We start from the raw sequence: 20,110 nt of genomic DNA, 5'->3' as shown, positions 1-20,110 counted from the left end.
ACTGTAGTAGCCCTGGTATCAGCGTCGAAATCCTGGCCGGTACCATTCCTGACGTGCTGTATCGCGCCTTCGTTGGCCTCGTCGACCGGCTGCCGCTCCCCTCGCTGCGGGTGCAGCGGCTCATCGCCATCGCGGTGATCCTGAGCCAGGCGGGAATCTCGGTGACCGGCGCGATCGTGCGCGTCACCGCCTCCGGCCTCGGCTGCCCGACCTGGCCGCAGTGCTTCCCCGGCAGCTTCACCCCCATCGGGGTATCGGAGGTGCCCGTCCTGCACCAGACCGTGGAGTTCGGCAACCGGCTGCTCACCTTCGCGGTGACGCTGTGCGCCGGGCTGATCGTGCTGGCCGTCATCCGGGCACGGCGGCGCAGGGAAGTCCTGACCTATGCCTGGCTGATGCCCGGCGGCACGGTCGTGCAGGCGATCATCGGCGGTATCACCGTGCGCACCGGCTTGCTGTGGTGGACCGTCGCCGTGCACCTTCTCGTCTCGATGGTGATGGTCTGGCTGGCGGTGGTGCTGTACGCGAAGATCTGCGAACCCGACGACGGCATCGAGACCGTCCAGGTACCCGCTCCCCTGCGCTGGCTCACCGCGCTGTCCGGCGTGGCCCTCGCGGGTGTGCTGATCGCGGGCACGCTGGTCACCGCGGCCGGGCCCCATGCCGGCGACAAGAGCATCGAGCGGCAGGTCGAGCGACTGGAAGTCGAGATCGTCACCCTGGTGCACCTGCATTCGCAGTTGATGATCGGATATCTCGCGCTGCTCATCGGACTCACGTTCGGGCTCTTCGCCGTAGGGATCACCCCCGCGATCCGCAAGCGGCTGTTCGTCCTGCTCGCGATTGTGCTCGCCCAGGGGCTGGTCGGCGTCGTGCAGTACTTCACCGATGTGCCCGCCGCGCTCGTCGCCATCCACGTCGGCGGGGCAGCGGCGTGCACCGCAGCGACCGCCGCACTGTGGGCGTCGCTGCGAACGCGGGAAAAGGTCGACGCTCCCGCGGTGGCGCAGGCTTCCGTGCACTGACCGAGCACGCCGAAACACCCGCGACACAACGAGAACGGCCCGCGATCGAGTATTCGATCGCGGGCCGTTCGATGCTCGTGGTACGGCGCGGAGATCAGGCGCCCGCGAACAACTTCCAGTTGCGCGCCTTCGGGAACTTGGTCTGATGGGCGACCCAGCCGGCCATCTTGGCCCAGTGCGATGGAGCGGGGGTGACGATCGAGCCCAGCTCACGGCTCCACTCGTCGGTCTCGGCGAGGCCGTCGACGCGCTCCACGAGCGCCTTCGCGGTCGCCATGTCGCCGACCACCCGGTCGCCGAGGATGCCGTCGGCGCCGACCAGGGTGATCCGCACGCCCTGCTTGCCGATGTACTGCAGCACGGCCGTTCCCGAACCACCGTGCTGGGCGAGGAACTTCACGATGGACTTCTCGACCTCGGCCGGCACCTTCACGGCCTCGGGGGCGGCGGTTGTACTCATGCACCGCAGTTTACCGGCAGGTAGTTTCCAGTCCAGCCTCGAGTGGCCTGGAACACGGGGTGTAGAAAGAGGACTCATGCGCGCGATTCAGGTTTCCGAGCACGGTGGTCCCGAGGTCCTGCAGTACGTCGAGCTGGCAGACCCGCAGGCCGGACCCGGTCAGCTGCTGGTCGAGACCCAGGGTGTGGGCGTCAACTACATCGACATCTACTTCCGCACGGGCCAGTATCCGCAGGCGACGCCCTACATCCCCGGCTCCGAGGGCACGGGCAGCGTGGTGGCGATCGGTTCGGATGTCACCGAGTTCGCCGTCGGTGACCGCGTCGCCTGGGCGTCGGCGCCCGGCAGCTACGCGGACCTGGTCGCCGTCGACGAGGCCGTGGCGGTGAAGGTGCCCGACGACGTCGAACCGGCCGTGGCGGCCGCCGCCCTCCTGCAGGGCATGACCGCCCATTACCTCACCGAATCGGTGTTCTCGCCCGAACCCGGCGACCCGGTTCTCATCCACGCGGGCGCGGGCGGCGTCGGTCTGCTGCTCACTCAGATGGCCGTCGCGAAGGGCGCCCGGGTCATCACCACGGTCTCCACCGACGCCAAGGAGAAGCTGTCCCGCGAAGCGGGCGCCACCGACGTCCTGCGCTACGGTGACGACCTGGCCGCCCGCGTCCGCGACCTCACCGACGGCATCGGCGTAGCCGCGGTCTATGACGGTGTCGGAGCCAGCACCTTCGAAGCGAGCCTGGCCGCCCTCCGCATCCGCGGCACCCTCGCCCTGTTCGGCGCGGCCAGCGGCGCGGTCCCGCCCTTCGACCCGCAACGCCTCAACCCCGCCGGTTCGCTCTGGCTGACCCGCCCGTCGCTGGGCGCCTATACCCGCGATCGCACCGAATTCCTGTGGCGTGCCACCGATGTCTTCGACTGGATCGCGGCGGGAACCCTGAATCTCCGCATCGGCGCCACCTACCCGCTGGCCGACGCGGCCCAGGCTCACCGCGATCTCGCGGCGCGCAAGACCACCGGCTCGATCGTGCTGCTGCCGTAGCCCCGACTGTCCGCTCACCCGAGGAAGCGGACACCGGTCAGTTCCTGGGAAGCTTCCCAGAGTCGCCGAGCGCTCTCGCGGTCCATCGAGCGAGAGCTGGAACGCACCCGCCCCGGATAGCCGCCGATCTCGAAAAGTCCTGAGGGTCCGTAGTATTCACTCCCCTGCGCGGCCGGATCGGTCGCGGCACGCAGAGTCGGGAGCGCCCCCCATGGCGGGGGTGCGCCCGAACAGGCGGGCGACGGCGAGATTCGGCAGACGGAAGATCGCCGGGGAGTACCGGAACACCTCGGTGCTCGCGCCGCCGGGATGAGCGGCCAGTGCGCAGGCCGACGTTCCCGCGAGCCGGCGATCGAGCTCATAGGTGAACAGCAGATTCGCCAATTTCGATACGGCATAAGCATTTCCAGCGGATCTCGCAGGATCGTCGAGAGCGACCGCGTCGACCTTCGCTTCGGGTGCCCGTCTCGCGATGCGCTCAGCGCGAAGGACCGGGCATCGGCATGGACGAGATCGCCACGACAGCGGGTGTCGCCACCGGCACGCTGTATCGGCACTTCCCGACCAAGCAGGATCTGATCGAGAGCATCGTGGCCGATCTGGCCGAGGGCATCGACCGGTCGCTGAACTCGCCGCTCGCCAGAGCCGAGGACGGGACCAGCTCGGCCATCGACGAGGTGATCGCACTACTGCACCACGTGATGATCGACATGCGGCAGGAACGCCTGCTCCGATTCGCCGTCGCCGGGGTGGCCGATGACTCACTCCGCGAGATCCAGGCGCGCGGACGTGCCGCCGTCGAGCAGCTGGTCGCCGCCGCGCACCGCAACGATTCGCTCTACCCGGACGTCACCGCGGACGACGTGGTCCTCTTGCTGTCCACCGCGTCGGTCGCGATTGCTGATTAGGGTGACGGCGTGGCTTTAGATTACGTCGTTGACCTACCGTGTCGGCCGAAGCAGACGCTCGGCACCGAAAAGATCCTCGAATTGCTCATCCTGCGAGGTGCGGCGATGTTCACGCTTGACGATCACCAGCGCAACGGCGGACGGCCTTGGCGCAGACTGACTTTCAGCAATGTGGTGACGCGCCCGACGGGCGCGGTGAAAGTCAGGTCAAGCGTCACCAAAGCACTCGAGCGAGCGGCCCAGCTCGACGCCTTCGTCGACGATTGCCTAGCCTGCCCAGCCAATAACGACGGACAGAGCGGCTTTGGCTGCTACGGCCGGGTCAACTATCCCCTCGACCTCGCTGCCGAGGAAATGCTGCTGTCAATGTTGCCCGATGACCTCACCGCGGCGGGCGCGGGTACCGAATTCAAAGCTGGGTGGGACCATTTCGGCTGGGACGGTAGTCAGGCGGCCGAGGTACGGGCGGCGAGCCGGACCTTCTTCGAGTCCCCAGTGGCCCCTGTCCGGCAATGGCCGACTGGTGAAATACTCACCGGGGACCAGGTTTTCGAGATGCTGTTCATCGGCCAGGGCTTCGATTGGTCCTATGCGAAGCTGCTCGCCATCTCCTTCCGCCTCATCATCCTCGACGAGGAAGCAGGCCCCCTCTTGGACCTCGCGATCCCCGAGAGTGAGCAGGCGAGCAAGGTCATCGCCTATCTCAATTCCATCAGCTTCGCGGCCTTGAACGGACTGCCCGTCCTGCTCGACGGTTAGGGTATCGGGGCCGTTCGCGGCGGCGGGCCGATGACGATTCGGCTAGGTCATGCTTCCCATCGGATTTCCAGTTCACGATCGGTAGGCCGTCGGGTCGGGCTGGGGGACATGACCTAGTAGTCGCGACCGGTCAGACCGCGGTAGACGAAACGGGTGATCGACTCGATCGCCTCCTCGTCGGTGAGGGTCACCGAGCCGTCTTCGACCATGCGCAACATCCCGTCGACCGCGGCGAACATCATCGCCAGGCTGGCGTCGACCGTTCCCGGCAGGCGTAGCCCCCGTTCCGGGAAGTCCGCTACGTGGTCGGCGATGTCGGTGCGTTGTTCGGCGCCGAAGCCCGCGATGATCCGGGCGAAATCCGGGCTGACCTGCGCCGCCTGGCCCATCGCGCGCAGGACCGAGGCGTGTTCGCGGGCGAAGGTCCAGTAGCCGCGCACGTGGTAGCGGACCGCCGCCGGGTCGGTGAAGTCGCCGTTGTGCTCCGGGTCGGCCGCTCGTTCGTCGCTTGCCACCGCCATATCGCGCAGAAGTGCTTGCAGCAGTTCCTCTTTGCTCGCGAAGTGGTTGTAGAACGAGCCGGCCGCGCGGCCCGCGGCGGTGGTGATGTCGGTGATCTTCGCGTTCAGGTAGCCGTGTTCGGCGAAGACCTGCCGGGCGGCGTCCTTGAGCGCCTGCTCGGTCTCCGCGGATTTCTCGCGCCTGCTGCCCACCACCGGACATCACCTCCTTGACAAGCACGGTACCAACACTGAAACTGAATTCATATTCACTGAATATTAGTTCAGTTCTTGTCGCAGGAGGCATTTCCATGTCAGAACAGGTACTCATCGCGGGCGCGGGCCCGACCGGTCTCACCCTCGCCCTCGACCTCGCACGGCGCGGCGTGGACGTCCGGCTCGTCGACCGGGCCGATTCGCCGTTCCAGGGGTCGCGCGGCGACGGCATCCAACCGCGCACCCTGGAGGTGTTCGACGACCTCGGCGTCATCGACGCGGTACTGGCCGCCGGGCGCGAGGTCCCGGTGATGCGCGCCTACTTCGCGGGGACCTTCGTCGGCGAGCGCCGCATGGCCGAGCCGGTCGAGCCGACCCCGGATGTGCCGTATCCGAACACCTGGGTGCTCGGTCAGTCCGACACCGAGGCGATCCTGCGGGCGCGGCTCGCCGAGCTCGGGGTGACGGTCGAATTCGCCACGGCGCTGGTCGAATTCACCCAGGACGACGCCGGCGTCACCGCGACGCTGCAACGCGGCGGCACATCGGAGACGGTGCGCGCGAGCTATCTGGTCGGCGCCGACGGTGGCGCGAGCACGGTGCGCAAGCGCCTCGGGATCGCGTTCGAGGGCAGCACCGACGAGTCGATCAAGATGCTGCTCGGCGATGTCCGCGCCGACTCCCTCGACCACGAGTACGGCTATTGGTTCGCCGCCGCGGCCGACCAGCCGATGACCGGGTTCGCCCTGTCCCCGCTACCGGGCGCGCGACGCTTCCAGTTCGCCGCCCCGCTGACCGACGACCGCTTCCCCGATCTGGCCACCCTGCAGGATCTCGCCGACCGCCACGGCCCCGAGACAGGCCTGGTGCTGCACGATCTGTCCTGGATCACGGTGTGGCGCCCCAATATTCGACTCGCCGAACGCTTCCGCGACGGCCGGGTGTTCCTCGCGGGCGATGCCGCCCACGTCCATCCGCCCACCGGCGGCCAAGGCCTGAACACCGGCGTTCAGGATGCCTACAACCTGGGCTGGAAACTGGCCGCTGCCCTCGGTGGCGTCCCGGCCCCGCTCGATACCTACGAACCCGAACGTCGCACGGTCGCGGCCCGGATTCTCGGCCTGAGCACCGAGCTCCTCGACAAACTCGTCGACGGCGACGAGGACGCGATGCACCGCGGCCCCGAAACCCGCCAGCTCGCCATCACCTATCGCTGCCCCGACGACGACGGCCCCCTCGTGGCGGGCGACCGCGCGCCGGACGCCACACTGCACGACGAAACCGGCCGCCCGATCCGCCTGTTCGACGTCTTCCGAGGCCCCCACGCGACCCTGCTCCGCTTCGCCCCGACCAACGACTCAGTCGACATCGAGCTCCCCGCCTTCGCGGCAGACGCGAACTCCACATCCAGCTCTCCAGCGACACCGATCGACGGATCCGACGTTCTCACGGTCGAGATACGCCGCGTCGACGCCCCGTCCGAGTCATCCACCAGACCGGCGTCTGTGACACTTGTCGACACCGACGGACACGCCTTCACCGCCTTTTCGGCGACGGCGGGCACCACCATCCTGATCCGACCCGACGGCCACCTCGCCGATCGCTGGTGAGCTTCGAGGTCGTCCACTCCCCTGATCCGGCGAGGCCGCTACCAGACCAGGTCCGGACATGACAGTGGCCGGGCATCGCTGCCCGGCCACTGTTCGAGAATGCCTTACAGCCCGACGAGGCTACCGATCGTGTCCCACCCGAGCACCGAGTCGACGGCCAGACCACAGAACACCACCGCGAGGTAGTTGTTCGACTGCAGGAACAGCTTCAGCGGCTTCACCGACTCGCCACGGCGCACCCCGGCGTAGAGCTGATGCGCCATCAGCAGGAACCAGGCACCGGCCACCAGGGCGACCGCCGCGTAGATGACACCCGTCGCGGGCACCAACGCCATCGTCGCGAGCACCGTCAACCAGGTGTAGATGACGATCTGCTTGGTCACCACCTGCTCGGTCGCGACCACCGGCAGCATCGGCACGCCGGCCGCGCGGTAGTCCTCCTTGTAGCGCATGGCCAGCGCCCAGGTGTGCGGCGGCGTCCAGAAGAAGATCACCGCGAACAGCACCACCGCGGGCCAGCCGATATCGCCGGTCACCGCCGACCAGCCCACCAGCGCGGGCATGCAGCCGGCCGCGCCGCCCCACACCACGTTCTGCGAGGTCCGGCGCTTGAGGCCCTTGGTGTAGACGAAAACGTAGAACAGGATCGTCGCGACGACCAGCAACCCGCTGAGCAGGTTGGCCTGCCACCACAGCCAGGCGAAGGAGATCGCGCCGAGCGCGACACCGAAGACGAACGCGTGCGAGGTGGGCACCGCCTCGCGGGCCAGCGGGCGGCGCGCGGTCCGCTTCATCACCTTGTCGATATCGGCGTCGGCCACACAGTTGAGAGTGTTGGCGCTGGCGGCGCCCATCCAGCCACCGAACAGGGTGACCAGGATCAGCCGGATGTCCACTGTGCCGCGGTCGGCCAGCAACATCGTCGGAATGGTGGCAACGAGCAGCAGCTCGATGACGCGTGGTTTGGTGAGCGCGATGTAGGCAAGGGGCTTACGCACAATCCGCGCGGCGAGACTGTCGCCCGCGAGGCGGTCGGCCAGCGCCGTCGACGAAGTTCCGTGCGCACCGCTACTACCCGGCTCGTGACCGATCCGCACTGTTTCTCCTCGCACGCTGTGCTTCGCTTCGCATCCGGTAATGGAACGAGCAGCGCGCGGCTGCGGCGCGGCCACTACTACAGAGGATGGTAGACCCACTCACCTGCCGCTCCGCGCCAGACCCCCGCCACCGTGGGCGCGGTCACTCCGCCCCACGAGCCCGCATCCCGGGCCCACGCGGCGGTGAACCCGCATCGACGCGCAGGTGAACGGCATCGCGACGGGCTCGGCCCACGCGGCGGCGATGGTCTACACCGCACACCGCCGACTCAGTGCGATCCGAACTAGACTCAACGCCAGGGTTCGCGCCAACCGCTGTAGCAGCACCACTAGGGTATTCCTGTACATCGGTACGCATCCCGGCCGCGTGCGACCCGCTGTCGAACATCATCGCCGCTGCCAAGCTATCGCCGTCGACGAAACCTAGGTCAGGAGAACCACGGTCGTGCCAGTCACAGACGACATTCGCGCCCTCACTCAGCGGAACTACCCCAGCGACTGGACGGACCTCGACACCTTGGCCGTCGACACCGCCCGGGTACTCGCTGCCGACGCCGTGCAGAAGGCGGGCAACGGGCACCCCGGTACCGCGATGAGCCTCGCGCCGGTGGCCTACACCCTGTTCCAGCGCACGATGCGCCACAACCCCGCGGAGCCGCGCTGGGTCGGTCGCGACCGGTTCGTGCTGTCCTGTGGGCATTCCAGCCTCACCCTCTACATCGAGCTCTACCTGGCCGGTTTCGGACTGGAGCTGACCGACCTCGAGCAGCTGCGCCAGTGGGGCTCGCTCACCCCGGGCCACCCCGAGTTCCGCCACACCGACGGCGTCGAGATCACCACCGGCCCGCTGGGTCAGGGTCTGGCTTCCGCGGTCGGCATGGCGATGGCAGCGCGACGCGAGCGCGGCCTGTTCGACCCGAACGCCGCCGAGGGCACCAGCCCGTTCGACCACTTCATCTACACCGTCGCCTCCGACGGCGACCTGCAGGAGGGCGTCACCGCCGAGGCCTCCTCGATCGCGGGCACCCAGCAGCTGGGCAACCTCGTGGTGATCTACGACGACAACGAGATCTCCATCGAGGACGACACCGACATCGCCTTCACCGAAGACGTGGCCAAGCGGTACGAGGCCTACGGCTGGCAGGTGCAGATCGTCGAGGGCGGCGAAGATGTGGTCGCCATCGAGAAGGCCCTGGACGCGGCCAGGGCCGAGACGTCCAAGCCCTCGATCATCATCCTGCGCACCATCATCGGCTTCCCGGCCCCGAACAAGATGAACACCGGTGGCGCGCACGGCGCCGCGCTGGGCCCCGACGAGGTCGCCGCGGTGAAGAAGGCGCTGGGCTTCGACCCGGAGAAGTCCTTCGACGTCGACCCGGCCGTCATCGAGCACACCCGCAAGGCACTGGCCCGCGGCGCCGAGGCACAGGCCGAGTGGCAGCAGGGCTTCGACCAGTGGGCCGAGGCCAACCCGGCGAACAAGGAACTCTTCGATCGCCTGCAGACCCGCTCGCTGCCCAAGGGCTGGACCGAGGCGCTGCCGAGCTTCGAGGTCGACCCCAAGGGCATGGCCACCCGTAAGGCGTCGGGCAAGTTCCTCGCCGCGGTCGCCGACGAGCTGCCCGAGCTGTGGGGCGGTTCGGCCGACCTGGCCGAGTCCAACAACACCACGATGCCCGGCCAGCCGAGCTTCGGCCCCGAGTCGATCTCCACCGGCGCGTGGAAGGCCAACCCGTACGGGCGCACCCTGCACTTCGGTATCCGTGAGCACGCGATGGGCTCGATCCTCAACGGCATCGCGCTGCACGGCCCGACCCGCCCCTACGGCGGCACCTTCCTCGTGTTCAGCGACTACATGCGCCCGGCTGTCCGCCTGGCCGCACTGATGCGGGTGCCCGCCATCTACGTGTGGACCCACGACTCCATCGGCCTCGGCGAGGACGGCCCGACCCACCAGCCGGTCGAGCACCTGGCCGCGCTGCGCGCCATCCCCGGCCTCAACGTCGTTCGCCCCGCGGACGCCAACGAGACCGTCCACGCCTGGCGCACCGTGCTCGAGCGTGACTCCGACGAGCACACCTCGCACTTCCCGGTGTACGAGTCGCCGCAGCAGGACGGCCCGTCCGCACTGGCACTCACCCGTCAGGACGTGCCGACCCTGGAGGGCACCAGCTACGAGGGTGTCAAGAAGGGCGGCTATGTGCTGGTCGAGGCGTCCACCGGCACACCGGAAGTGATCCTCATCGGCACCGGCTCCGAGGTCCACCTCGCGGTCGCCGCGCGCACTACGCTGGAAGAGCAGGGCATCCCGACCCGCGTGGTCTCGATGCCGTGTGTGGAGTGGTTCGACGTGCAGGATCAGGGATACCGCGACGAGGTGCTGCCCCCGTCGGTGCGGGCCAGGGTCGCGGTCGAGGCCGGTATCGCGATGCCGTGGCACCGATTCGTCGGTGACGCGGGTGAGGTCGTCGGCATCGACCACTTCGGCGCGTCGGCCGATTACAAGACTCTGTACCGCGAATTCGGTATCACCCCCGATGCCGTCGTCCGCGCGGCACTGCGTTCCACCGACAAGGTGAAGGGGTAAGACCATGGCACAGAACGAGAATCTCGCCGCGCTCTCGGCCGCGGGCGTCTCGGTGTGGCTCGACGATCTCTCGCGCGAACGCATCCAGTCCGGCAATCTCGCCGACCTGGTCGCGACCCGCAGCGTCGTCGGTGTCACCACCAACCCGAGCATCTTCCAGGCCGCGATGAGCGTGGGCCACGCCTACGACGCGCAGCTGAAAGACCTTGCGGCCCAAGGTGCCGACGCCGACGCGGCGATCCGCACGATGACCACCGACGATGTGCGCGCCGCCTGCGACGTGCTCGCGCCGGTGTTCGAGGCGACCGGCGGCGTGGACGGGCGGGTGTCGATCGAGGTCGATCCCCGGTTCGCCTTCGACGCCGACAAGACCGTCGCCCAGGCGATCGAGCTGTGGAAGATCGTCGACCGCAAGAACCTGTTCATCAAGATCCCGGCCACCGAGGCCGGTCTGCCCGCCATCACCTCGGTGATCACCGAGGGCATCAGCGTGAACGTGACGCTGATCTTCTCGGTGCCGCGCTACCGCGCGGTGATGGGCGCCTACCTCGACGGTCTGCGCAACGCCAAGATCGGTGGCCACGACCTGGCCAAGATCCACTCGGTGGCGTCGTTCTTCGTCTCCCGCGTGGACACCGAGATCGACAAGCGCCTCGAGGCGATCGGCACCCCGGAGGCCCTCGCCCTGCGTGGCAAGGCCGGTGTGGCCAACGCGCGTCTGGCGTACGCCGAGTACCAGGACGTGTTCGACGGTGGCGCGCACACCTCCACCTACAACCACCTGGCCGCACAGGGCGGCAACCGGCAGCGGCCGCTGTGGGCGTCGACCGGGGTGAAGAACCCGGATTACCCCGACACCCTCTACGTCACCGAGCTCGTCGGCCCGAACACGGTCAACACCCTGCCGGAGAAGACGCTGCAGGCGTTCGCCGATCACGGTGAGGTGCTGGGCGACACGCTCAGCGGCCGTGGCGCCGAGGGCGCTCAGGTCTTCGCCGATCTGGCAGCGGTGGGTATCGATCTCGACGATGTGTTTGCGCTGCTCGAGCGCGAAGGCGTCGAGAAGTTCGAGAGCGCGTGGGGTGAGCTGATCGAGGCCACCACCGGCCAGCTCGACATCGCGGCGGAGGGCAACTAGCACGATGGCCGGCACAGCATCGACGGATCAGGCGGCGGGGCTGTGGCACAACCCGCTGCGCGACGAACGCGACAAACGGGTCCCCTTCATCGCGGGCCCGTGCAGCATGGTGATTTTCGGTGTCACCGGAGATCTGTCCCGCAAGAAGCTGATGCCGGCCATCTATGACCTGGCGAACCAGGGGCTGTTGCCCCCTGGTTTCGCCCTGGTCGGCTTCGCCCGGCGCAACTACGCCGACGAAGATTTCGCCTCGGTGGTACTCGAGGCCGTGAAGAAGCACGCGCGCACCCCTTTCCGCCAGGAGGTCTGGGACCACCTGGCGGAGGGACTGCGCTTCGTGCAGGGCAGCTTCGACGACGACGCGGCCTTCGCGACGCTCGCCGACACGCTGCGCGATCTCGACGAAACCCGCGGCACCGGCGGCAATTACGCTTTCTACCTGTCGATTCCGCCGAACATGTTCCCCGTGGTCCTCGATCAGCTCTCCGAGCACCACCTGGCTCAGGCCAAGCCGGACCCCGACGGGTACACCCCGTGGCGGCGCGTGGTGATCGAGAAGCCGTTCGGCCACGACCTGACCAGCGCCAAGGAACTCAACGCCCTGGTCAACCGGGTTTTCCCGGAAGAGCAGGTCTTCCGCATCGACCACTACCTCGGCAAGGAAACGGTCCAGAACATCTTGGCGCTGCGTTTCGCCAACGAGTTGTTCGAGCCGATCTGGAACGCCAACTATGTCGACAGCGTGCAGATCACCATGGCCGAGGACATCGGATTGGGTGGTCGCGCAGGCTATTACGACGGGATCGGCGCCGCGCGTGACGTCATCCAGAACCACCTGTTGCAGTTGCTCGCGCTGACCGCGATGGAGGAGCCGACCTCCTTCGAGCCGATGCAGCTCACCACCGAGAAGATCAAGGCCCTCTCGGCCACCAAACTCGTTGCGCCGCTGGACGAGACGACCGCGCGCGGGCAGTACACCGAAGGCTGGCAGGGCAGCGAACACGTCGTCGGCCTGCATCAGGAGGAGGGCTTCGATCCGCAGTCACGGACCGAGACCTACGCCGCGCTCACCCTGCACGTGGAGAACCGGCGCTGGGCGGGTGTGCCGTTCTATCTGCGCACCGGAAAACGCCTGGGCCGCCGGGTGACCGAGATCGCGGTGGTGTTCAAGCGCGCGCCGCACTTGCCCTTCGACCAGACCATGACCGAGGAGCTCGGTCAGAACGCCCTGGTCATCCGGGTGCAGCCGGACGAGGGCATCACCTTGCGCTTCGGCTCCAAAGTCCCCGGCTCGGGCATGGAAGTACGCGATGTGAACATGGACTTCAGCTACGGCGAGGCGTTCACCGAGTCCTCCCCCGAAGCCTACGAACGGCTCATCCTCGACGTGCTGCTCGGCGTGCCGTCGCTGTTCCCGGTCAACGCGGAGGTCGAATTGTCCTGGCGCATCCTCGATCCCGTGCTCGCGCACTGGGCCGCGGGCGGCAAACCCGAACCCTACGAGGCCGGGACCTGGGGTCCCAGCTCGGCCGATGAGATGCTCGCGCGCAGCGGGCGGGAATGGCGGCGTCCGTGATCGTCGACATGCCCGATACCAACACCGTCGATGTCGGCAAACGGATGGTCCAGTTGCGCGAGACCAACGGCGTGATCACCCAGGGCCGGGTGCTCACCCTGGTGGTGTGCACCCTGGACTCCTCGGAGGCCGAGGACGCTATCGACGCCGCCAACGACGCCAGCCGCGAACATCCGTGCCGGGTCATCGTATTGGCGCGTGGCGACCGCGACGCTGACACCCGACTCGACGCCCAGATCCGCGTCGGTGGCGACGCCGGTGCGGCCGAGGTGATCGTGCTGCGCCTGCAGGGTGCGCTGGTGAACCACGAGAGTAGCGTCGTCACCCCGTTCCTGCTGCCCGACACCCCCGTGGTGGCGTGGTGGCCGCGTGGCGCGCCGGAGTACCCGTCGATGGACTCGGTGGGCAAGCTGGCCAAGCGCCGCATCACCGACGCCACCTACGCCCGCGATCCGCAGGCCGCGATCAAGAAGCGCCGCTTCTCCTACGCCACCGGTGATACCGATCTGGCGTGGAGCCGCATCACCTACTGGCGGGCGCTGCTGGCCGCGGCGCTGGACGAGCCGCCGTTCGAACCGGTCACCTCGGTGACCGTGTCGGGCCTGGCCTCCGAACCCGCGCTCGACACCCTCGCCGGTTGGCTGGCCTCGCGTCTGCACTGCCCGGTGATCCGCAAGACCGGGGAGCTGAAGGTGGAAATCCAGCGCGCCACCGATTCGATCGCCATCGAACGCCCGCAACTAGGAAGGACGGCCACGCTGACCCGCACCGGCGAACCCGACCAGCGGATCGCGCTGGCACGCCGGGAAACTCGCGATTGCCTCGCCGAAGAACTGCGCCGGCTCGACGCCGACGAGATCTACGCCGAGGCGCTCGCCGGAATCGAGAAGGTGACCTATGAGTGACCACATAGACGTGCACGACGACCTCGGTGCCGAATTCCCCGCCAACACGATCGAGATCCACGACGACGCCGAGTTGCTCGCCGACGCGGCCGCCGAACGCTTCGTCGACGTGATCGTCTCCGCCCAGGCCGAACGCGGCCACGCCTCGGTCTCGCTCACCGGCGGCAGCGACGGCATCCGCCTGCTCCAACGCGTCCGCCAGGCCCCCGGCGACATCGACTGGTCCGCCCTCTATGTCTACTGGGGCGACGAGCGTTTCGTCCCCGCGGGCGACAAGGACCGCAATGAACTCCAGGCCCGCGAGGCGCTGCTGGACTTCGTCGCGCTGAACCCGGCGCATGTGTTCCCGATCGGCCCCTCCGACGGTCCCTACAGCACCCCGGAGGAAGCCGCGGCCGCCTACGCCCAGGTCGTGCACACCGAACTCGACGAACGCGGCGAGTTCGACCTCACGGTCCTCGGCATGGGGCCCGAAGGCCACATCGACTCCCTGTTCCCGCACTCACCCGCAGTGCAGGAAACCACGGATTATGTTGTCGCCGTGCACAACTGCCCGAAACCCCCGCCGACCAGAGTCACCATGACCCTGCCCGCGATCCACCGCTCCCGCCACGTGATGCTCGTGGTCAGCGGCGAAGGCAAGGCCGCCGCAGTGGCCGCCGCCGTCAACGGCGCCTCCCCCGACGACATCCCGTCGGCCGGCGCGGTCGGCATCGAATCGACCACCTGGGTGATCGATGAGGCCGCCGCAACAGGCTTGCTGCTCGACGACGAATAAGACACTGACGAAGCCCGGGCCCGATGATCGGGCCCGGGCTTCGTCGTGTCGGGTGCGGCTCGCCGAGTCAGGTGACCGGGGTGAGGGAGCTTGTCCAGAAGTCGGCGTAGCGGCCTGCTCGGTGCAGGAGTTCGTCGTGGGTGCCGTCTTCGGCGATGTGGGCGTGGTCGAGGAAGATGATGCGGTCGGCGCGGCGGACGGTGCGCAGGCGATGGGCCACCATGACGACGGTTCGGCCTGCCATCAGGCGTTCGATGCCCTCGTGGACCGCGGCCTCGTTCAGGGGGTCGAGGGCGGAGGTCACCTCGTCGAGCAACACGATCGGGGCGTCTTTCAGGAGGGCTCGGGCGATCGAAACACGTTGACGCTCACCGCCGGACAGGAGGGTGCCCCCTTCGCCGACGTTCGTCGCCCAGCCGCCGGGGAGTCGGTCGATCACCTCGTCGAGGCGGGCCGCGGTGGCGGCGGTTCGCACCTCGTCGTCGGTGGCGTCGGGGCGGCCGAGGCGGATGTTGTCCTCGATCGTCCCGTCGAACAGGTAGACGTCCTGGAAGACGATGGCGAACTGGGCCATCAGTGTTTCGGTGCTGATGGAGCGCACGTCGACGCCGCCGATGCGGACGGTGCCGGCGTCGACATCGTAGAAGCGGGCGATCAGTTGCAGGAGAGTGGTTTTGCCCGCGCCGGACGGTCCGACCACGGCCAGCCGTTGTCCGCGGGGAATCGTCAGCGAGACCTCGTCGAGCACCGTGCGGGTGCCGTGCCGGAAGGTGACGGCGTCGAAGGTCAGGTCATGAGCCTGCGGTTCCAGGGGTGTACCGGGTTCCGGCAAGGTTTCGGTCCGCAGCAGTGCCTCGAGGCGAACCAGTTCGGATCGGGCACCACGTAGCTGGCCGCCGAGATCAGCGAGGGACAGCAGCGGGTCGGCGCACCGAGCGGCCAGGATCAGCACCGCCAGGAATTCCGCCGCACCGATGTCTCCACCGAGGGCGAGATACGTGCCGAGGGCGAGCAAACCGGTGAACACCGCTTGTACCGCGAGCGAGAGACCGAGGATTCCCGGCAGCGCCGTGAAGGCTCGGCGGCGCGAGGTGCGCGCGACTTCCTGGAGGGAATCGTCGAGCAGGTCGAACCGTTCCGCCGTACGCCCTCCGGCTCGCAGAACAGGCTGGGCCTGCAGATACTCGATCACCCGCTGCGCGGCGTCGTGGTCGCGTTCGTGTCGCTGCGCGTCACCGACCGCCATCGCACGCCCCGACCAGACCTGGATCGCCGCCACGATCGGTACGGCGGCGGCCGCGGCCAACCCCAGCTGCCATGTGAACGCGAACATCACGACGATGATCGTCAGCGGCGTCACGGCCGCCGAGATGAGCGGTGCCAGCAGGTGTGCGAGCACGCTCAACGCCTGCAGCACACCGCGACTGGCGAGCACCGACACCTCACCCACCCGACCGGCCGTGTACCAACCGATGGGCAGTCGGGCCAGGTGGTCGCCGAGTCGGTGGTACACCCCGCGCAGCAACGTGGTGCCGACACGGAATCCGGACAGGTCACTGCGGTAGCGCAGGACGGCATAGAGGGCGACGGCACCACCCAGTGCGATCAGCCAGGGTCGGGCAGCGGCGGGGTCGTCACCGAACAGCGCCCGCAGGACCGGAACCAGCAGCGCATAGGACAGGCCCTCGGCGACCGCGGTGACCGTCATCAGCGCGATCGTGCGCCGAACCGGACCTGCGTAGTCGGCTCCGAGCACGCGCAACAGCATGCGAATCATCGTGGGTCTCCCTGTAGTTCCGCGGTCACCGTGCGGTGCGCGTGCCAGAAATCGGCGAATTTTCCCGGTCGAGCGAGCAGATCCGCGGGTCTGCCCTGTTCGACGATCGTGCCGTTGTCGAGCATCACGACGGTGTCGGCGTCGGCGATCGTTTCCAGCCGGTGGGCGATGACCAGGATGGTCCGGTCACGTCCCAGCGATGCCAGCGCCCGCCGGACGGCCTGTTCGGTCTGCGGGTCGGCGAAGGCTGTCGCTTCATCGAGGACCAGGACCGGAGCATCGGCGAGCAGAGCACGAGCCAGCGAAATCCGCTGTGCCTCACCGCCGGACAAGAACGCATCGCCGCCGATCACCGTGTCGTAGCCGTGCGGCAGTTCGAGGACGCGGTCGTGGATGTTCGCCAGGCGGGCCGCGCGCACCACGGCGTTACGGTCGGCACGGGGAACGGCGAGGGCGATATTGTCCGCGACCGAGGCTCGCAGCAGCCGCACGTCCTGGAAGACGAACGAGACCGTCCGATAGAGCTCGCGGCTACCGAGTTCGCGCAGGTCGACGCCGCCGAGGGAGACCGTGCCGTGGGTCGGGTCGAAGAACCGCGGCAGTAGCTGGACCAGGGTGGATTTGCCGCTGCCCGACGGTCCGACGAGTGCGGTGACAGTGCCGGGCTCCAGTACCAGGTCGATCCCGCGCAGCACTTCGTGTTCGGCGTCGTAGCCGAACCGGACGTCCGCCCACCGCACGCGATGCCCCTGCGGCGTCCTAGGTCGGGTCGGCTCGGGCAGCGGCGCCTCGTCGAGTACGTCGCGTATCCGGCCTACCGCGCGCCGCGCGCCCTGGAGGTCGTCGAAACCGTGTCCGAGCGCCGCCACGGGGGCGGTGAGCCCGATGCCGAGCAGCAGGAACGGCAACAGATCAGCCGGGGCCATTCCGCCGTTCGTGATCAGCACCGTGCCGCCGAGCAGCACCACCAGCAGCACGAACGGCGGCGACAGCGCCACCTGCATGCCCGCCGCGATGCCCGCCAGGCCACGCACCATCCGCAGGAAGATGTCGGCGAAATCCTCCGTGGCGGTGCGGAATCGGCGATGGGCGCGTTCGGACCCGCCGAAGGCCTTCACCACCGCGATGCCCTGCACGAACTCGACGACCGAGCCGGCGATACCACCCATGGCCGTGTCGAAATCCTGCTGTTCGCGCAGCCGGGTGGGGGTCATCATCAAGGGGACCAACGCGATCGCCAGCACCACCGGAATCAGGGTGATGAGCGTGAGCCGCCAGTCGACGGTGAACAGGTAGATCAGCGAGACCGACGGCACCACGAACGCCGACACCAGTTCGCCGGGCGCGTGCGCGATGAACGGGTGCACCGCGCTCACGTCGTCGCCGACGATCTTCGCCAGCTCACCGGTGCGTCGCCGCGCGAACCAGCCGATCGGCACCCGCCCCAGCTGATCGGCCAGTTGCCGCCGCAAGGACAGCTGGACGCGATCGTCGAGGAGGTGCCCGACCGCCGAAGAGGCTGCGGTACACAGCAATCGGACGAGCAGACCCGCCGCACCGGCCAGCACGACGAGCCACGCATGAGTGTGGTCGACCTCGCCGGGTGACAACAGGATTCGGCCCAGTTCGACTACGGCCAGCAACGGAGCCAGCCCCGCCACGGCCCCGACGACCTGCAGGATCGCCACCGCGCCGAAACTGCCGAGATACGGGCGAAGCAAGCTGATGAGACTCGTTGCCCGGGTGGATTGTTCACTGACGGTGGTCATCGACGCGCTCCAGAACGCACAGCCAGGTGGCTTCGCAGATGGTCGAGGATCTCCGCGCGGGCGGGTTCGGCGGCGGGGATCAGCCCCCGCATGCTCAGGAAACCGTGTGTCGCTTCGGGATAGCGGGTCAGCGTTACCTCGACACCCGCCTGCCGCAGACGATCGGCGTAGGCGGGCGATTGGTCTTCCAGCGGATCGAGACCGGCGGACTGGATGAGGGTGGGGGCGCACCCGGCGAGGTCGTCGTGGAACATCGGCGATATCTGCCGTGTGTCGAATCCCTCGGGGAGCGCGATGCGTTGCACCGCACGGCAGTTCGCGGGGGTCGCGGTAGGGCTGTCCGCATTCTCGGTGAACGAGGGATAGTCGAAGACCCCGTCGGTCCAATCGAGTTGGGGATTGATCAGTACCTGCGTCCGCAGGTCAGGAGTATCGAAGGCGGTCAGCGCCGCGAGAGTGGCACCCGCGCTACTACCGAGCAGCGCGAGCCGAGCACCGTCCGCACCCCACTCCCCCGCCCGCGCGACAAGAAGCGGTACCGCGTCGCGGGCGTCCTCGACAGCGGCGGGAATCGGATGCTCGGGCGCCAGCCGGTAGTCCACCGAGGCGACCACCGCCGGACACTCGGCAGCCAGGTGACTCAGCAGCCAATCGTCCTGCTCAGGAACCCCCGTGATGAACCCACCGCCGTGAAACGCGACGATCAACGGCAACCCCGAACCCCCGTGCACCGGCCGATGCACGCGAACACGCAGCGTGCGACCGGCCAGTTCGAGCGTGTGATCGGTGCCGAGCGCGCCCCGATCCGACCGCCCGGTGACGAACGTCCCGACAGCCGACCGACGCAACTTCTCCTGCGCCCCACGCCCCTCGACGACCTCCGCCGGGGTGATCGAATCCCAATCCGGCTCACCCTTCAGTGCGGCCAACACCCGCATCCGAACAGGAACTCTGCCTCGCATGATCTGCCTCCTGGCGCTCACTCACCGCCGCCTCCCGGCGGCGTAGAGCTACCCTGGCAGCCGCGACCACCACTGCGCTTTCGGAAACATGCGGTCACCCTCTCGAACAGGTGCCGCCGCAGCCTTTGCGCATTCGCGCGATCACCGATGTGCGGGGCCCACCGCCGGCTGTCAGCCCAAGACCGCGCGTGGATCCGGAAGGTACATACCGGCTTTGCCGCGCACGGTACTCCACATCGCGAATCCCATCACCGGAGTGTTCTGGGCGATCATCATCTGCCGGTTGGTCAGATCGATAACCGCGGGTACCACGACGGTGCCGAAGCTCATCGCCTTGTTGGTGACGGCGCCGAAGCTGGCCGGGTGTACACGATCGGATATCAGCGCGGCGACCGCGCATGCGCCACCCTTCACCGCGAAGGCGCTCGGGCGCCGAATCGAACGGGCGAATTCATCGACCTGCCTGGTGAATCCGGCGACGGTGGCGGGTGAGATCTCGCCCGCGTGGCCGACGCACACGGCCAGTTCGATCGGATTCAGCGAGCTCTTGATGACCGCACCGACGCCGATCATCGACAGCACCGGGCCGACCCAATTCCGGCTCACCTGGAGCCCGCCCATCGTCATATGGTGAGCGACCGCCGCCAGATAGGCCTGCACCGCCGCGCTCTCCTGCGGTCCACCCTGCGGCGGAGCTTGCTGTGGCGCAGCATAATTCGCCTGCGGCGCACCGTATTGGGCAGGCGGTTGCTGATATTGCGGTTGCTGCGGCGGAAAACTCGGCTGCCCGTACGGCTGCTGCGGATACGGCTGCTGCGGCGGCGCCCCGAAAGGCCCCGGCTGCTGCGGATACCCCCACGGACCGCCCGGCCCACCTGACGTCGTCATAGCCCCTCCTTCACCGTCCCACCTGAACACCGGACACTACCGGCTGCCCGAACCACCCCAGCACTCCAGCTACGACTATCCCGGTTGCGGGATTCTTCCCCTGTCGGGTTCTC

General features: G+C 68.1%; 17 protein-coding genes and 1 pseudogene. 10 read left to right on the top strand and 8 right to left on the bottom strand.

Going from position 1 to position 20,110, the window contains the following annotated elements:
- The first annotated feature begins 53 nt into the window (after nucleotides 1–53).
- The gene (locus ACFVVI_RS03775) at nucleotides 54–1,025 is read left to right on the top strand and encodes a heme A synthase (RefSeq protein WP_378989103.1); all 972 of its coding nucleotides are present in this window, start codon (nucleotides 54–56) and stop codon (nucleotides 1,023–1,025) included.
- Nucleotides 1,026–1,119: 94 nt separating this feature from the next.
- Here the strand turns inward: ACFVVI_RS03775 and ACFVVI_RS03770 are convergent, their stop codons facing one another.
- Complete coding sequence (locus tag ACFVVI_RS03770; RefSeq protein ID WP_378989102.1) at nucleotides 1,120–1,485, bottom strand: hypothetical protein; 366 nt, start codon at nucleotides 1,483–1,485, stop codon at nucleotides 1,120–1,122.
- A 76-nt stretch (nucleotides 1,486–1,561) separates the two neighbouring features.
- Here ACFVVI_RS03770 and ACFVVI_RS03765 point away from each other — a divergent pair, with 76 nt between their 5' ends.
- Complete coding sequence (locus ACFVVI_RS03765) at nucleotides 1,562–2,527, top strand: quinone oxidoreductase family protein (protein ID WP_387442979.1); 966 nt, start codon at nucleotides 1,562–1,564, stop codon at nucleotides 2,525–2,527.
- Nucleotides 2,528–2,541: 14 nt separating this feature from the next.
- Here ACFVVI_RS03765 and ACFVVI_RS03760 read toward each other — a convergent pair.
- Nucleotides 2,542–2,929, bottom strand: a pseudogene (locus tag ACFVVI_RS03760) (short-chain dehydrogenase); the annotation flags it as partial.
- Between the two features lie 101 nt (nucleotides 2,930–3,030).
- Here ACFVVI_RS03760 and ACFVVI_RS03755 point away from each other — a divergent pair.
- The gene (locus tag ACFVVI_RS03755; protein WP_387442977.1) at nucleotides 3,031–3,435 is read left to right on the top strand and encodes a TetR family transcriptional regulator; all 405 of its coding nucleotides are present in this window, start codon (nucleotides 3,031–3,033) and stop codon (nucleotides 3,433–3,435) included.
- A 9-nt stretch (nucleotides 3,436–3,444) separates the two neighbouring features.
- On the top strand, nucleotides 3,445–4,194 hold the full coding sequence (locus ACFVVI_RS03750; protein WP_378989099.1) for a hypothetical protein: 750 nt from the start codon (nucleotides 3,445–3,447) through the stop codon (nucleotides 4,192–4,194).
- Between the two features lie 113 nt (nucleotides 4,195–4,307).
- Here the strand turns inward: ACFVVI_RS03750 and ACFVVI_RS03745 are convergent, their stop codons facing one another.
- Nucleotides 4,308–4,910, bottom strand: a complete 603-nt coding sequence (locus ACFVVI_RS03745) for a TetR/AcrR family transcriptional regulator (protein WP_378656032.1) — start codon at nucleotides 4,908–4,910, stop codon at nucleotides 4,308–4,310.
- Between the two features lie 95 nt (nucleotides 4,911–5,005).
- On the opposite strand from ACFVVI_RS03745, the gene ACFVVI_RS03740 reads away from it, so the two are divergent.
- Nucleotides 5,006–6,520 (top strand): FAD-dependent monooxygenase, encoded by a 1,515-nt coding sequence (locus tag ACFVVI_RS03740; protein ID WP_387442973.1) that lies wholly within the window; start codon nucleotides 5,006–5,008, stop codon nucleotides 6,518–6,520.
- 104 nt (nucleotides 6,521–6,624) lie between these two features.
- On the opposite strand, the gene ACFVVI_RS03735 is transcribed toward ACFVVI_RS03740, so the two are convergent.
- Entirely contained in the window at nucleotides 6,625–7,560 is a 936-nt protein-coding gene (locus tag ACFVVI_RS03735) for a heme o synthase (RefSeq protein WP_378989137.1), read from the bottom strand.
- 502 nt (nucleotides 7,561–8,062) lie between these two features.
- Here ACFVVI_RS03735 and tkt point away from each other — a divergent pair.
- From tkt to pgl, 5 genes are read left to right on the top strand one after another with little or no spacing between them, the layout of a single operon-like run.
- A complete protein-coding gene (gene tkt / locus ACFVVI_RS03730) occupies nucleotides 8,063–10,204 on the top strand; it encodes a transketolase (RefSeq protein ID WP_387442970.1) in 2,142 nt (713 codons plus the stop codon).
- A gap of 4 nt (nucleotides 10,205–10,208) precedes the next feature.
- Complete coding sequence (gene tal, locus ACFVVI_RS03725; RefSeq protein WP_378627090.1) at nucleotides 10,209–11,342, top strand: transaldolase; 1,134 nt, start codon at nucleotides 10,209–10,211, stop codon at nucleotides 11,340–11,342.
- A 4-nt stretch (nucleotides 11,343–11,346) separates the two neighbouring features.
- On the top strand, nucleotides 11,347–12,918 hold the full coding sequence (gene zwf / locus ACFVVI_RS03720) for a glucose-6-phosphate dehydrogenase (protein ID WP_378989096.1): 1,572 nt from the start codon (nucleotides 11,347–11,349) through the stop codon (nucleotides 12,916–12,918).
- The gene (gene opcA, locus ACFVVI_RS03715) at nucleotides 12,915–13,823 is read left to right on the top strand and encodes a glucose-6-phosphate dehydrogenase assembly protein OpcA (RefSeq protein WP_378989136.1); all 909 of its coding nucleotides are present in this window, start codon (nucleotides 12,915–12,917) and stop codon (nucleotides 13,821–13,823) included. The genes zwf and opcA overlap by 4 nt, the downstream gene beginning before the upstream one ends.
- On the top strand, nucleotides 13,816–14,601 hold the full coding sequence (gene pgl, locus ACFVVI_RS03710) for a 6-phosphogluconolactonase (protein ID WP_387442966.1): 786 nt from the start codon (nucleotides 13,816–13,818) through the stop codon (nucleotides 14,599–14,601). Before opcA ends, pgl begins: the two co-directional genes overlap by 8 nt.
- Nucleotides 14,602–14,668: 67 nt before the next feature.
- On the opposite strand, the gene ACFVVI_RS03705 is transcribed toward pgl, so the two are convergent.
- The 4 genes from ACFVVI_RS03705 to ACFVVI_RS03690 all read right to left on the bottom strand — a co-directional run bounded on the left by ACFVVI_RS03705 (nucleotide 14,669) and on the right by ACFVVI_RS03690 (nucleotide 19,997).
- Nucleotides 14,669–16,378 carry an ABC transporter ATP-binding protein gene (locus ACFVVI_RS03705; RefSeq protein WP_387442964.1) on the bottom strand — a complete coding sequence of 570 codons (1,710 nt, stop codon included), beginning with the start codon at nucleotides 16,376–16,378 and terminating at the stop codon, nucleotides 14,669–14,671.
- The gene (locus tag ACFVVI_RS03700) at nucleotides 16,375–18,147 is read right to left on the bottom strand and encodes an ABC transporter ATP-binding protein (RefSeq protein WP_387442961.1); all 1,773 of its coding nucleotides are present in this window, start codon (nucleotides 18,145–18,147) and stop codon (nucleotides 16,375–16,377) included. The genes ACFVVI_RS03705 and ACFVVI_RS03700 overlap by 4 nt, the downstream gene beginning before the upstream one ends.
- Nucleotides 18,144–19,109: an alpha/beta hydrolase fold domain-containing protein gene (locus ACFVVI_RS03695; RefSeq protein WP_387442958.1), complete on the bottom strand. Its 966-nt coding sequence runs from the start codon at nucleotides 19,107–19,109 to the stop codon at nucleotides 18,144–18,146. Before ACFVVI_RS03695 ends, ACFVVI_RS03700 begins: the two co-directional genes overlap by 4 nt.
- 171 nt (nucleotides 19,110–19,280) lie before the next feature.
- Nucleotides 19,281–19,997, bottom strand: a complete 717-nt coding sequence (locus ACFVVI_RS03690) for a hypothetical protein (RefSeq protein ID WP_378989091.1) — start codon at nucleotides 19,995–19,997, stop codon at nucleotides 19,281–19,283.
- Nucleotides 19,998–20,110 lie beyond the last annotated feature (113 nt).

Source organism: Nocardia sp. NPDC058114 (genome assembly GCF_042884695.1).
In the GTDB taxonomy this organism is placed as follows: domain Bacteria; phylum Actinomycetota; class Actinomycetes; order Mycobacteriales; family Mycobacteriaceae; genus Nocardia.
This window is presented reverse-complemented; position numbering and strand designations above follow the sequence as displayed.